At 73.6% G+C, this 11,947-nt stretch carries 12 protein-coding genes; 6 read left to right on the plus strand and 6 right to left on the minus strand.

Going from position 1 to position 11,947, the window contains the following annotated elements:
• Nucleotides 1–24 precede the first annotated feature (24 nt).
• Nucleotides 25–1,365 (plus strand): zinc-dependent metalloprotease, encoded by a 1,341-nt coding sequence (locus tag ACZ6TV_RS15580; protein ID WP_465297995.1) that lies wholly within the window; start codon nucleotides 25–27, stop codon nucleotides 1,363–1,365.
• Nucleotides 1,366–1,942: 577 nt separating this feature from the next.
• Here ACZ6TV_RS15580 and ACZ6TV_RS15585 read toward each other — a convergent pair.
• Nucleotides 1,943–2,545, minus strand: a complete 603-nt coding sequence (locus ACZ6TV_RS15585; protein ID WP_465297837.1) for a hypothetical protein — start codon at nucleotides 2,543–2,545, stop codon at nucleotides 1,943–1,945.
• Nucleotides 2,542–3,066: a M48 metallopeptidase family protein gene (locus ACZ6TV_RS15590; protein WP_465297838.1), complete on the minus strand. Its 525-nt coding sequence runs from the start codon at nucleotides 3,064–3,066 to the stop codon at nucleotides 2,542–2,544. The genes ACZ6TV_RS15585 and ACZ6TV_RS15590 overlap by 4 nt, the downstream gene beginning before the upstream one ends.
• Nucleotides 3,067–3,455: 389 nt before the next feature.
• Between ACZ6TV_RS15590 and ACZ6TV_RS15595 the strand changes: the two genes are divergently transcribed.
• The 3 genes from ACZ6TV_RS15595 to ACZ6TV_RS15605 all read left to right on the plus strand — a co-directional run bounded on the left by ACZ6TV_RS15595 (nucleotide 3,456) and on the right by ACZ6TV_RS15605 (nucleotide 6,325).
• A complete protein-coding gene (locus ACZ6TV_RS15595; RefSeq protein ID WP_425516560.1) occupies nucleotides 3,456–3,611 on the plus strand; it encodes a DUF5679 domain-containing protein in 156 nt (51 codons plus the stop codon).
• Nucleotides 3,612–3,874: 263 nt separating this feature from the next.
• On the plus strand, nucleotides 3,875–4,969 hold the full coding sequence (locus tag ACZ6TV_RS15600) for a TOMM precursor leader peptide-binding protein (RefSeq protein WP_465297839.1): 1,095 nt from the start codon (nucleotides 3,875–3,877) through the stop codon (nucleotides 4,967–4,969).
• Between the two features lie 9 nt (nucleotides 4,970–4,978).
• On the plus strand, nucleotides 4,979–6,325 hold the full coding sequence (locus ACZ6TV_RS15605) for an ABC1 kinase family protein (protein ID WP_465297840.1): 1,347 nt from the start codon (nucleotides 4,979–4,981) through the stop codon (nucleotides 6,323–6,325).
• 311 nt (nucleotides 6,326–6,636) lie between these two features.
• Here the strand turns inward: ACZ6TV_RS15605 and ACZ6TV_RS15610 are convergent, their stop codons facing one another.
• The 3 genes from ACZ6TV_RS15610 to ACZ6TV_RS15620 all read right to left on the minus strand — a co-directional run bounded on the left by ACZ6TV_RS15610 (nucleotide 6,637) and on the right by ACZ6TV_RS15620 (nucleotide 9,929).
• On the minus strand, nucleotides 6,637–7,017 hold the full coding sequence (locus ACZ6TV_RS15610; RefSeq protein WP_354784465.1) for a WhiB family transcriptional regulator: 381 nt from the start codon (nucleotides 7,015–7,017) through the stop codon (nucleotides 6,637–6,639).
• A 118-nt stretch (nucleotides 7,018–7,135) separates the two neighbouring features.
• Nucleotides 7,136–7,684: a hypothetical protein gene (locus ACZ6TV_RS15615; RefSeq protein ID WP_465297841.1), complete on the minus strand. Its 549-nt coding sequence runs from the start codon at nucleotides 7,682–7,684 to the stop codon at nucleotides 7,136–7,138.
• Nucleotides 7,685–7,802: 118 nt separating this feature from the next.
• Nucleotides 7,803–9,929 (minus strand): ATP-dependent DNA helicase UvrD2, encoded by a 2,127-nt coding sequence (locus ACZ6TV_RS15620; RefSeq protein WP_465297842.1) that lies wholly within the window; start codon nucleotides 9,927–9,929, stop codon nucleotides 7,803–7,805.
• Between the two features lie 73 nt (nucleotides 9,930–10,002).
• Here ACZ6TV_RS15620 and ACZ6TV_RS15625 point away from each other — a divergent pair, with 73 nt between their 5' ends.
• Nucleotides 10,003–10,248 carry a mycoredoxin gene (locus ACZ6TV_RS15625; protein ID WP_465297843.1) on the plus strand — a complete coding sequence of 82 codons (246 nt, stop codon included), beginning with the start codon at nucleotides 10,003–10,005 and terminating at the stop codon, nucleotides 10,246–10,248.
• 39 nt (nucleotides 10,249–10,287) lie between these two features.
• The gene (locus ACZ6TV_RS15630) at nucleotides 10,288–10,905 is read left to right on the plus strand and encodes a hypothetical protein (protein WP_465297844.1); all 618 of its coding nucleotides are present in this window, start codon (nucleotides 10,288–10,290) and stop codon (nucleotides 10,903–10,905) included.
• A gap of 9 nt (nucleotides 10,906–10,914) precedes the next feature.
• Here the strand turns inward: ACZ6TV_RS15630 and nudC are convergent, their stop codons facing one another.
• Nucleotides 10,915–11,829 carry an NAD(+) diphosphatase gene (gene nudC, locus ACZ6TV_RS15635; protein ID WP_465297845.1) on the minus strand — a complete coding sequence of 305 codons (915 nt, stop codon included), beginning with the start codon at nucleotides 11,827–11,829 and terminating at the stop codon, nucleotides 10,915–10,917.
• Nucleotides 11,830–11,947 lie beyond the last annotated feature (118 nt).

Genomic DNA, 11,947 nt, shown 5'->3' on the forward strand with positions numbered 1-11,947 from the left:
CCGGATCCCAACGATCCGCGCCAGATGCAGCAGTTCCTCAGCCAGCTGCAGCAACTGTTCGCCACGCCCGGAGGCGGCCCGGTCAACTGGGATCTGGCACGTCAGCTCGCCCAGGCCCATCTCACCGGCGGCGGCCCCGCCGGTGGCCTCGCCCAGTTCCCCGTCGGCTTCGCGATGCCCGGCGCGGCGGTTACGCCGGCAGCGAACACGGGCGATCCCGACGCGGCGAAGCCGGTCGGTGACCCGTCGGTCACGCCGGCCGAGCGGGCCGGGGTCATCGAGGCGCTGCGCCTGGCCGACCTGTGGCTCGACCCGGAGTCCGCCCTGCCGTCCGGCGTGCGGTCGACCTCGGCGTGGAGCCGGGGCGAGTGGCTCAACACCACCCTGCCCGTCTGGCAGAAGCTGTGCGACCCGGTCGCCGCCCGCATGGTGTCGGCGATGACGGAGCTCGTGCCGGAGGAGATGCGCGCCCAGATGGGGCCCATGACCTCGATGGTCGCCTCCCTCGGCGGCGCCCTGCTCGGCGGCCAGCTGGGCACCGCGCTCGGCTCGCTCGCCGCCGAGGTCCTCTCCGCCGGCGACATCGGCCTGCCGCTGGGCCCGGCCGGCACCGCCGCGCTCATCCCGGCCAACATCGCCGAATACGGTCGCGGCCTGGAGATCCCCGACGACCAGGTCCGCCTGTATGTCGCGCTGCGCGAGGCGGCCCACCAGCGGCTCTTCGGCCACGTCCCGTGGCTGCGCAGCCACGTCTTCGCGGCCGTCGAGGCCTACGCGGCCGGCATTCACGTCGACCGCGAGGCGATCGAGGAGGCGATGAGCCGCATCGACCCCGCGACGATCGGCAGCGACCCCCAGGAGCTCGTCCTGGAGGGCATCTTCACCCCCGAGGACACGCCGCAGCAGCGCGCCGCCCTCGCCCGGCTGGAGACCGCGCTCGCCCTCATCGAGGGCTGGGTCTGCCACGTCGTCGACCGGGCCGCCGGCGACCGCCTCCCCGACGTGGTCCGCCTGTCCGAGGCGTTCCGCCGCCGCCGTGCCGCGGGCGGGCCGGCCGAGCAGACGTTCGCCGCGCTGGTCGGCCTCGAGCTGCGCCCCCGCCGCCTGCGCGAGGCCACGGCCCTGTGGGCGGCCCTGCTCGAGCACCGCGGCGTCGCGGGCCGGGACGCGCTCTGGGACCACCCGGACCTGCTGCCGGAGGAGGAGGCGTTCGCGGACCCGGAGCTGTTCGCCCGGACCGAGCTCGACCTGAGCGACCTCGGCTTCGGCGACACCGACCTCGGCCTCGGCGACGACCCGCTGAAGAAGGACGGCACGCCCGAGCAGGGCGGCGAGCCCGAGGAAGGCGACTCCCCGAAGGCTTAGCGACACCCGGACCCGGCCCGGCGCGCCCCTCGTGGCCCGCCGGGCCGCGCCCTGTCCGCGCCAGGCGTCCTGCGGACCCGCTGGCCCAGTCGCCGCGAGAACGCCGAGTACCACTGCGCGCACGGCGGCGCCACGGGGCGTCGCAAGGACGCTGACGCCAAGGGGCAGCAAGAACGCCGGGGCAGGGGCGGCGCAGGGACGCCGGGGCAAGACTGCGCGGGACGTCCGTGCCAGGGCGCTGCGTCGAGGGCCGGCGCGAGGACGCGGATGCCGAGCTCCCGCAGCGCCCGGCCCGTCCGCGATGCAGCGTCCCCGGCGCGCACACCCACGCAACGCCCCCGGCGCGCACGACCGCGCGGCCCTCCCAGCGCACACACCCACGCAACGCCCCCGGCGCGCACGACCGCGCGGCCCTCCCAGCGCACACACCCACGCAACGCCCTTGGCGCGCACGACCGCGCGGCCTTCCCGGCGCGCATACGCCGCGCAAACGCCCGCGGCGCACAACGGCCCGGCGCCGCACGACCGCGCGGCCTTTCCGGCGCGTACAGCGGCGATGCGGGGCGCGGGCCTCGCCTCAGGAGAGCAGGGAGCGGGTGGCGTCCCAGCCGTCCAGGCCCATGTCCAGGTGGCGGAGGTCCTCGGGGCCGCGGAGCCGGTGCCAGCCGGGCGCCGCGGTCACCATCGTCGGGGACGGTGCCGGGCGGCGGGCGGTGACCACGTCGGCGGTCGCGGGGTCGAGGTCGGGCAGCCAGGACGGCGCCGGCAGGCGGGTCGCCACGCCCAGGAGGCCGCCGCCCGCGGCAGGGGCGACCGCGACCTCCCTGGTGGACAGGGGGCGGATCATCTTGCCGATCAGCATGGCCGGGAGGTCGGGCGCGTCGGCCATGAGGACCACGGCGCGCTGGTGCCCGTCGGCGGCGGCCGCCGCGAGGGCGGCGCGGATCGAGAGGGCCGGCAGCTCGTACTGCGGCATGCCCGGCCACGCGATCTTCGAGGCCAGGGGCAGGTCGGCGGGCAGGGCGGCGATGGCCGGCTGGATGAGCGGCAGCGGGGCGACCAGGTCGACGACGTCCTCGGCGAGCGCGGCACGCCACGAGGCCGGGTCGATCCCGGGTGGCGACCAGGGCGTCGGCACGAGCAGCACGATCACCACGGCCGAGACCGCCGGGTCAGTCATTCCGTGATCCCGAGACCGGCAGCCGCTGACACCCCCTCAAGATACCCCCGCGCCCGCTCGGACTTCGGGTAGCGCCCGACGAGCGCCCAGAAGGCGGCGCTGTGGCTGGCGATCACCAGGTGCGACAGCTCGTGCAACAGGACGTAGTCGATCACCCAGTCCGGCATCTCCTGGACCCGGTGCGAGATCCGGATGGTACCGTCTGCCGGCGTGCACGACCCCCAGCGCCCGTTCTGGTTCTGCACCCAGCGCACGCTGGTCGGACGGGCGGCGTTGGGATGATCGGGCAGGTAGCGGGCGGCGAGCCGCTGCGCGCGTGCCGTCAGCTCGCTGTCGGTGCGCCGGGCCCGCTGCTCGCGGACGGCCAGGCGCTCCAGCATGCGATCGACCCACTCGCGCTCCTCCGCCCGGGAGAACTGCGCGGGGATCAGCACGACGACCCGCTCACCATCACGGTAGGCAGACACCGTGCGTCGGCGGCGCTTGCTGCGCCGCACCTCGATGACCGGCTTACGTGTCATGCCGGCCCCCTCAGGGTACCGCTCACGGAGGAACGCTAGCCGTAAACGGCCATCCCTCCGCAAGGGCCAATCTCGCGGAGGCCGCCCGTATGTCACCCATTCGTGGCGCCTCGCCGGAAAGATTCCGCCGGTCTTCGGAGCGGTGAGGCCGCCAGGAGGCCCTCAGCGGCCACCCGAAGGCATTTCATCCACAGCAACCCACACCGTTGCCCACACAGTTATCCCCAGGCTGTGCATAGTGTGTAGCGTGCGGTTAGAGGAAGATCTTCCGATTACGCTCGGCGTGTCCCGTCTTACCGCACTTTCCCCGAGTGTCCGACAAGGCACACTCACCACGTCGACCTAGCTGGTCAGCACCGGTGCGCGCACCGGACCGAGATGAGGAGGGCATCGTGGCCGAGACGTACAACGGCTACTGCGTCAAGTGCAAGGAGAAGCGGGACTTCGAGGGCGAGATCGCGATCTCGAAGACGGGCATGAAGATGGCCAAGGGCGCCTGCCCGGTCTGCGGCACGACGGTCAACCGGATCCTCGGCAAGGCCTGACTCCACCCGTTAGCCAAGTACGCAGACAGGCACGGCCGCCGACGGCGGGCCGTACACATCGGCTCCTCGCCGCCCCCCGCCCGGCGGGTGAGCCCCGAGATCGTCGCGCTCGAGCAGCACAGTTGGCCCGCGCGGTATGAAGCGTTTGCGCCTTTCGCTGTGGACAACTCGGCGGCTGGCTGTGGACAAGTCCGGCCGGCGGTGGATATCCCTGTGGACAACCACCCCGGCCGGAGTCCGCGCCGGTGGCAGTCTCGCCGGTCATGCGACCGACACTCCTGCCGAACCTGCGCCGCCTGTGGCGGGACGCGTCCACCGTCCAGCTCGGCACCGACCCGGCCGGCGCCGTGGTGCTGCACCTGCGCCGGCCTGAGCTGGCCAGGGTGCTCGACCTGCTCGACGGCGCGCACACCGAGCCCGCCGTGCTGGCGGCCGGCGAGGCGCTGGGGCTGGCGGCCACCGAGGTCGGCGGCCTGGTGGACCTGCTGCGGGACGAGGGGCTGGTCGTCGGCGCGCACGCCCTGGTCCCGGCCGGCCTGCCCGAGCGGGCGCACCGCCGGCTCAGCATCGAGGCGGCCGCGATCGCCCTCCGGATGCGCAAGGACCGGCCCGGAGCAGGACCCGGAAGGCGCGAGGACCAGGGCGGGGAAGCGCCCGCGGACGTGCTTCGCCGCCGGTACACCTCCCGCGTCGTCGTCGCCGGGGACGGCCCGTTGCTGGCTCCGCTGGCGGCGCTGCTCGCGGCGAGCGGGGTCGGGCACGTCGACCCGGTCGTCGACGGGGTCACCGGCGCCGGGGACCTGCTGGTCGGCGGCCTGCTCGCCGACGACGTGGGAGTTTCACGGGCGGTCGCGACCGGCAACGCCGTCGCCAGGTGCGCGCCCGGGGCGGACCTCTCGGCGGCCAGGACGGGCCACGTCGACCTCGTGGTGCGCGTCGGTGACCGCCACCCGCCCGCGCTCGCCAGGAGGGGCCTGCGGCTCGGTGGCCTCGCCCGGCTGGAGCTGACGGTCCGGCTCGGGACCGTGCTGATCGGTCCGCTGGTACGACCGGCGAGCTCCCCCTGCAGAGCGTGCCTGGACCTGCACCGGCGCGACCGGGACCCGGTCTGGCCGGTCCTCGCGGCGCAGCTGGCCACGGCCCCGCCCGGCGACGGCGAGCCCTGCGCGTCGGCGACGGCGCTGGCGGGGGTGGCGTTCGCCGCCGACGAGGTGCTCGCGTTCCTCGACGGGACGGCCGCGCGGACGGAGGCGGCGATCGTCGAGATCCCCCGCGCCGGTGAGCTGAGAAGGCGGGAATGGGTGGCGCATCCCCGCTGTGACTGCCGTCGCCGTCGTCGAGCAGCGCAGAACGGGTAAGAATGACGTGTGACCGAGATCCCTAGGGGCGCAGTCGCCCGCACCGCACGACTGGCGTCGCTTCCCCTCGGGTTGGCCGGGCGGGCCGCGCTCGGCCTGGGCAAGCGAGTGACCGGTATGGCCGCCGACGTCGTGTCCGCGGATGTCCAGCGGCGCACCGCCGAGCACCTGTTCAGCGTCCTCGGGCAGCTCAAGGGCGGTGCGATGAAGATGGGGCAGGCGCTGTCCGTCTTCGAGGCGGCGCTGCCGGAGGACCTCGCCGGGCCCTACCGGGCCGCGTTGACGAAGCTGCAGGAGGCCGCCCCGCCGCTGCCGGCCGCCAGCGTGCACAACGTGCTGCAGGAGTCGCTGGGCGCCGACTGGCGGGAGCTGTTCAAGGACTTCGACGACAAGCCGGCCGCCGCCGCCAGCATCGGGCAGGTCCACCGTGGCGTGTGGGCGGACGGCCGCGACGTGGCGATCAAGGTGCAGTATCCGGGCGCCGGCGAGGCGCTGCGGGCGGACCTCAACCAGCTGGCCCGGTTCGCCGGGCTGTTCAAGGCGATCCAGCCGGGCCTGGACGTGAAGCCGCTCGTGCAGGAGATCCGGGACCGGGTCACCGAGGAGCTCGACTACGAGCTGGAGGCGACCTCACAACGCGCGTTCGTGAAGGCGTTCGAGGGCGACCCGGACATCTGCGTGCCGCAGGTCCTCAGGTCGTCGCCGCGGGTGCTCGTCACGGAGTGGATCGACGGGGTGCCGCTGGCGACGATCATCGCGTCGGGCACGGTCGAGGAGCGCGACGCGGCCGGCACGCGGATGGCCTTGCTGCACTTCTCCGCGCCCGCGCGGGCGGAGCTGCTGCACGCGGACCCGCACCCGGGCAACTTCCGGATGCTGCCCGACGGCCGGCTCGGGGTCCTCGACTTCGGTGCGGTCGCCAGGCTCCCCGGCGGGCATCCGGAGGTGATCGGCCGGCTGACCCGGCTCGCGCTCGCCGGTGACGCCGACGCGGTGCTGTCCGGGCTGCAGGACGAGGGGTTCGTGAAGCGCGACGCGAAGATCGACGCGGCGGCGGTGCTGAGCTACATCAGGCCGATGCTGGACCCGGTCGCGGAGCCGAGGTTCCGGTTCAGCCGGGCGTGGCTGCGCGCGGAGGCGGGCCGGCTCGCCAACCCGAAGAGCCCCGCGTATGCGATGAGCCGGCAGCTCAACCTGCCCCCGTCGTACATGCTGACCCACCGCGTGACGCTCGGCTCGATCGGCGTCCTGTGCCAGCTGGAGGCCGAGGCCCCCTATCGGGAGATCATCGAGCGCTGGCTGCCGGGATTCGCGGAGCCCGCGGTGAAGAAGACCCGGCGGCGCAAGGCCGAATAGACGGCCGGACAGACGAATGCCGAAGGCGGCCTCCCCGGACGGGGAGGCCGCCTTTTGACGAAGGTCAGTGTCGGCTCAGCTGACGCTCCTGCTCGCGGCGGGCGCGCATCGCGATCTGACGTGCGGACGGGGAAGCCTCAGAGTGACGGACAGCCTGAGGCTGACGCATTCGCGCTCGTGAGAGTGCTTCGTGGAGTAGTTGCAAGGACACGGCCATGCTCCTCAGGTCGGTGCGAACGTCGGTGAGTTGAAGCCGGGTCGCCTGCGCGGCGCGCAGACCTCGGCTGGCTGGCAACGGATGTGCGCTCATGTCAGGCCGCCACGCTCGCGGCCACGGCCGCGGTGCGAGCAGCGACCTCGACCCGCAGGACGGCGTCGCGGGCGACGTCCTCCTTGCGCGGGCGGCCACGCGGACGCTTCCGCGGGACAACCGCGCCCCGCTCGAAGATCTCGCCACCCCAGACACCCCAGGGCTCGGCGCGCTCGACGGCGCCGGCAAGGCACTCGACGCGCAGAGGGCACTCCACGCAGAGCGACTTGGCCAGCTCGAGCTCCGCCGGCTGGTCGGCGAACCACAGGTCCGGGTCGAAGGTGCGGCACGGCAGGTCGGACTTCACGCCCCGGGCAGCGACGAGGAGACGCTCGTCGGCACCCTCAACGCGCACATCGCGCGATGCCAAGGCCAGGCTCATCCCGGTCACCCCTTTCTGTTTCTCGATCGTTTGGTGGTGATCGTCGGTGCAAAAAACTGAGGCCGCGGATCCCGGTGTCGGGTTCCGCGGCCTCGAGGTGAGCCGGTGAGTCGGTCTGTTAGACCGGCCTGCCTCGAGGTGGTGTGCCGCGGACTCCGCCGTTGGGCTTCGGAGCCGTCAGGTCGTGCTTGTCGTTCGCGGTGAGCCCACTGGTCCCCTGAACCTGGACTCCCCGCCGGTCGAGCTGGACGCCGCCGACGGCGGGCATCTGCTCAACGGTGCGGACGCGCTCGATGGTGCTGGTGGTGCCGATGGTGCCGCCCTTGACGACCAGGTCGATCCTCAGATCGGCCGGGATGACGCCCTGGACTTCGACGCCGCCCGGAACCTCGACGCCGCCCAGGGCCGCGACGCCACCCGTGGCCGCGACGCCACCCGTGGCCGCGAAGGACGCGGTCGGAGCGGCAGCCGGAGCGGAGGCAACGGTCGGGATCAGGGAAGCGGCCGGGGCTTGCGCGGCAGCGACGCCCGCGAAGGCGCCTCTGACGGCAGACTCCTGCCACAGCGTCGAGACGGACGACGGCGAGACACGGCGTGCCGACACCGGTGACGGGGCGCAGAGGGTGCGCAGCACCGGCTGTAGCTCGGCTGAGATATAGAGCTTCACGGGTCGCACCTTCTCTCCACACTCGTCATGGGCCGGCCGCCGGTGCTCCGGCGTTCGTGTTCGCAGGCTATGTCGCGTCTTCGGGGTAGGGCAATCGAATTTCCGGGAAAAGTTCTTGTCACTTTTCCGCTGATCGAGAACAGTCGCTCCGCACGAGGTCCTCGACCGTCGTCCCGGAGACCAGCGCGAGCACGTCGTCGCCGTAAAGTCCCAGCTTGCGGGGCCCGATGCCGGCGATGACGGCGAGCTCCTCGCGGCGGCCGGGACGCCGTTCGGCGATCGCCGCGAGCGTGACATCTGTGAATACGACGAAGGCGGGGACCTTCTGCACGGCGGCGAGCCGGGCCCGCCAGTCGAGCAGCCGGGCGAGCAGCTCCTCGTCGCGGTCGGACGGGCAGCCCTCGCACCGGCCCAGCTTGCGCTCCGGCCCGCTGAGCAGCCCGGCGCCGCAGACCCGGCACGAGACGGCGACGGCGCGCTTCACCCTGGCCGTCACCTCGGCCTTGCCGATGCCCGGCGACGCCGCACGCCGGCCGGGCTCATAGGAACGCCCCGGCTCCAGGGCGGGCATGAAGCGGGTGGCGCGCCGGGGACGGCCGCCGGGCGTGCGGGCGCCCGCATAGGACAGCCACAGCGTGTGCCTCGCGCGGGTGACACCGACATAGAGCAGCCGCCGCTCCTCCTCGACCGCGTCGGGGGTGCGGGCGTGGATGACCGGCATGGTGCCCTCGGCGAGGCCGACGAGGAACACCGCGTCCCACTCCAGCCCCTTCGCCGAGTGCAGCGAGGACAGGGTGACCCCGGCGACCGTCGGCACGTGCTGCAGGGCGGCGCGGCGGGCCAGCTCCTCGTTGAAGGCTTCGAGGGTCAGCGCCGGCATGCTCTCGGCGAGGGTGACGAGCGCCGACACCGCCTCCCACCGCTCGCGGGCGGCGCCACCGGCGGGGATCTCGCCGGCCCGCCAGCCGACGCCCTCCAGGGCCCTGGCGACCGACTCCACGAGGGCGGCGTCCGCGTCGAGGGACCGGGTGGCGGCGCGCAGCGCGATCATCGCCTGGCGGACCTCGACCCGCTCGAAGAAGCGCTCGGCGCCGTGCACCACATAGGGCACCCCGGCCTCGGCGAGGGCCTCCTGATAGACCTCGGACTGCGCGTTGACCCGGAAGAGCACGGCGATCTCCTCGGCGGGCGTGCCGCCGGCGATCAGCTCGCGGCAGCGGGCCGCGACGGCGGCGGCCTCCTGCGGCTCGTCGACGAACGAGCGCAGCACCGGCTCGGCGCCGGGCGGGCGCTGGCCGACCAGCTCCAGCCGGAGCCGGGCCAGCTCGCCGCGGGCCTGGCCGATCACCGTGTTGGCGAGGCCGACGACCTGCGGGGTCGACCGGTAGTCCCGGACGAGCCGCACGACGGTGGCGCCGGGGTGGCGGCGCTTGAAGTCGACGAGATAGGACGCGCTGGCGCCGGTGAACGAGTAGATCGTCTGGCTGGCGTCACCGACGACGGTCAGGTCCTCGCGGTCGCCGAGCCAGGCCTCCAGCAGCCGCTGCTGCATCGGGTTGACGTCCTGATACTCGTCGACGACGAAGTGCCGGTATTGCGAGCGGATCTGCTCCGCGACGTCCTCGTGCTCCTCCATGGCCCAGATCGCGGCCCGGATCATGTCCTCGAAGTCGATCACGCCCTGGGCCCGCTTGACCCGCTCATAGGCGGCATAGACCTCGCCGACCTTGGCCGCGTCGAACGGTGGCTCGCGCAGCGCCTTGGCGGCGGCGACGGCATAGTCGGCGGGCTCGATGAGCGAGGACTTGGCCCACTCGATCTCACCGGCGAGGTCGCGGGCGCCGGTGCCGTCGATCTTGACCCCGGCCCGGGTGGCGGCGAGGCCGACCAGGCGGGCCTTGCTGTCCAGCAGCTCGGGCATCTCCCGGCCGGAGAAGAGCCGCGGCGCGAAATAGCGGACCTGGCGCAGCGCCGCGGCGTGGAACGTGCGGGCCTGCACGCCGCCGGCGCCGAGCTGGCCGAGGCGGGCGCGCATCTCGGCGGCGGCCCGGGCGGTGAACGTGACGGCGAGGACGTGCTGGCCGCGGACGTGCCCGGTGCGCACCCGGTGGGCGATGCGGTGCGTGATCGCCCTGGTCTTGCCCGTGCCGGCGCCCGCGAGGACGCACAGGGGCCCGGCCGGAGCGGTGACCACGGATGCCTGCTCCGGGTCAAGGCCTGCGAGTGGGTTTGAGGAGTCCGCCACAGGTAGGCATCATTCCAGCCGGGTATGACGTTTCAGCCGAAGTACCTGCCGAGAACCGACGGAGGAGCACGGGATGCTGACGATGTATTCGACCACGTGGTGTGGCTACTGCCACCGCCTGAAGTCGCAGATGGACCGCGAGGGCATCCAGTACCAGGTCGTCGACATCGAGCGGGACCCCGACGCGGCGAAGTTCGTCGAGAGCGTCAACGGCGGCAACCAGACCGTCCCCACGCTGCGGTTCGACGACGGCACCGCCCTGACCAACCCGACGATCGTCCAGGTCAAGGCCCAGCTGGCCAACGCGGTCAGTAGCTGACCCTTCACAGGGAGCCGCCGGCTCACTACGGTGACCGGCATGCGGGTGGCTCGCGACTTCGCCGTGCCCGGCGCCCGGGGACCACGGACCTACCACGCGCCCGAGCGGCCGCGGGTGGCCGACCCGGGGCGCCGGCGGCGCATCGCCGACTATCTGTCCGGCGGCACCACGATCGGCCGCGGGCAGGGTCCGGGCGTGCTGCACACCGACGGGTTGTGGCTGTGGCCGGAGCGGTTCGTCGCCGAGATCCTCGACGACGGGCTCGCCCCCGAGCAGGACCTGCTGCGGCAGATGCACCGGCACGACTTCCGCGCGCCCGCGCCGGAGCCGGACGGCCGGCTGACCGAGGACGCGCTGACGGCGTGGCGGATCGGGCCGCCGCCCGCCCCGCGCACGCTCACCACGTATTTCGTCCGCATCGACGGCGAGACGGACGTCGACACGCCGCTGTCGCTGCTGCGCCGGGCCGTCGACCCGGCCGGCCGGGTGGCGGAGGAGGCGCTGTGGCGCGACCTCGACTGGCACCCGACGCAGGCGTTCGGGGCGCACAAGATCGACCACGACATCCGCCGGGTGACCCCGGCACACGCCGCCGGGGTCCTCGACCGCTGGTGCGAGCGCTGGCACCGCGAAGCGCTCGGCAGGGCCACGCCGTGAGCGGCGGGGCTAGCCCAGCCACTGCGTGATCAGGTAGTGCGCGATCGACGCCGGGAACGGCAGGCCGAAGTCGGCGGACTCCCCCGCCAGTACCGGCGCGATCTCGGCACGGGAGAACCACCGGCCCTCGACGATCTCCGTGGGGTCGACCACGACCGGCGCGCCGACCGGTGCCGTGGCGTGGTAGCCGAGCATGAGCGAGCCGGGGAACGGCCACGGCTGGCTGGCCACGTACGTGACGTCGCCGACGACGACGCCGACCTCCTCGAGGACCTCGCGCGCGACGGCCATCTCCGCGGACTCGCCCGGCTCCACGAAGCCGGCCAGGGTCGAATAGCGCCGCACGCCGTTGGCCGCCGGCCACTGCGCGTTGCAGCCCAGCAGGCAGCGCCCGTCGGGTCCGCCGACCCCGTCGTGCACCAGCATGATCACGGCCGGGTCGGTGCGCGGCCACAGCGTCTCGGTGCCGTCCTCGGTGGTCCGCACCCACCCCGCCTGCGCCGGGACCGTCAGTTTGCCGCTCAGCGGGCTGTACGGGTGCCGTGCGTGCCAGTTGGCCAGCCCGACGGCGGTGATGAACAGCCCGGCCGGCAGGTCCGGCAGCGCGTGCCCGACCTGGCGCAGCGTGACCCGCCGCGTGCCGGGCAGCGCGGCCACGTCCGCGGCGACCGCGAAGTAGGCGGTGCCGTCGGCGTCCTCGCCGAGGAAGAACCGCTCGCCCTGCGGCGCGTCGGCCGGGTCCACGTAGACCAGCTCGGGCGGGTCGTCGCCGCGGACCAGCATGTGGCCGTCGTCGACGACCACGACCCTGGCCCGGGTGAAGGCGGCGTCCAGCCAGGCGGCGTCGGTGCGGCGGTGCGCCGCCCGGTCGAGCACACCCCGCGCGAGCGGAGGCCCCGGCCGGGCGGCGGCGACGTCGGTCATGAGGTCACCCCGCCGCGCACCGGCACCGCCGGTGCGCAGCCTGAATCTCTGCGCCAGTCCTCAAACCGGTCGGGGTACCGGCGTCAGGTTCAAGAGGGGATTCTCTACCCGCTCGGCG

Source organism: Dactylosporangium sp. NPDC051087, from assembly GCF_055586325.1.

Coding starts and splice junctions, on each gene's coding strand:
- ACZ6TV_RS15585 (WP_465297837.1), bottom strand. CDS start 2,545: ATGACTGACCCGGCGGTCTCGGCCGTGGTGATCGTGCTGCTCGTGCCG.
- ACZ6TV_RS15590 (WP_465297838.1), bottom strand. CDS start 3,066: ATGACACGTAAGCCGGTCATCGAGGTGCGGCGCAGCAAGCGCCGCCGA.
- ACZ6TV_RS15625 (WP_465297843.1), top strand. CDS start 10,003: ATGCTGACGATGTATTCGACCACGTGGTGTGGCTACTGCCACCGCCTG.
- ACZ6TV_RS15630 (WP_465297844.1), top strand. CDS start 10,288: ATGCGGGTGGCTCGCGACTTCGCCGTGCCCGGCGCCCGGGGACCACGG.
- ACZ6TV_RS15580 (WP_465297995.1), top strand. CDS start 25: ATGCAGCAGTTCCTCAGCCAGCTGCAGCAACTGTTCGCCACGCCCGGA.
- ACZ6TV_RS15600 (WP_465297839.1), top strand. CDS start 3,875: ATGCGACCGACACTCCTGCCGAACCTGCGCCGCCTGTGGCGGGACGCG.
- ACZ6TV_RS15610 (WP_354784465.1), bottom strand. CDS start 7,017: ATGAGCCTGGCCTTGGCATCGCGCGATGTGCGCGTTGAGGGTGCCGAC.
- nudC (WP_465297845.1), bottom strand. CDS start 11,829: ATGACCGACGTCGCCGCCGCCCGGCCGGGGCCTCCGCTCGCGCGGGGT.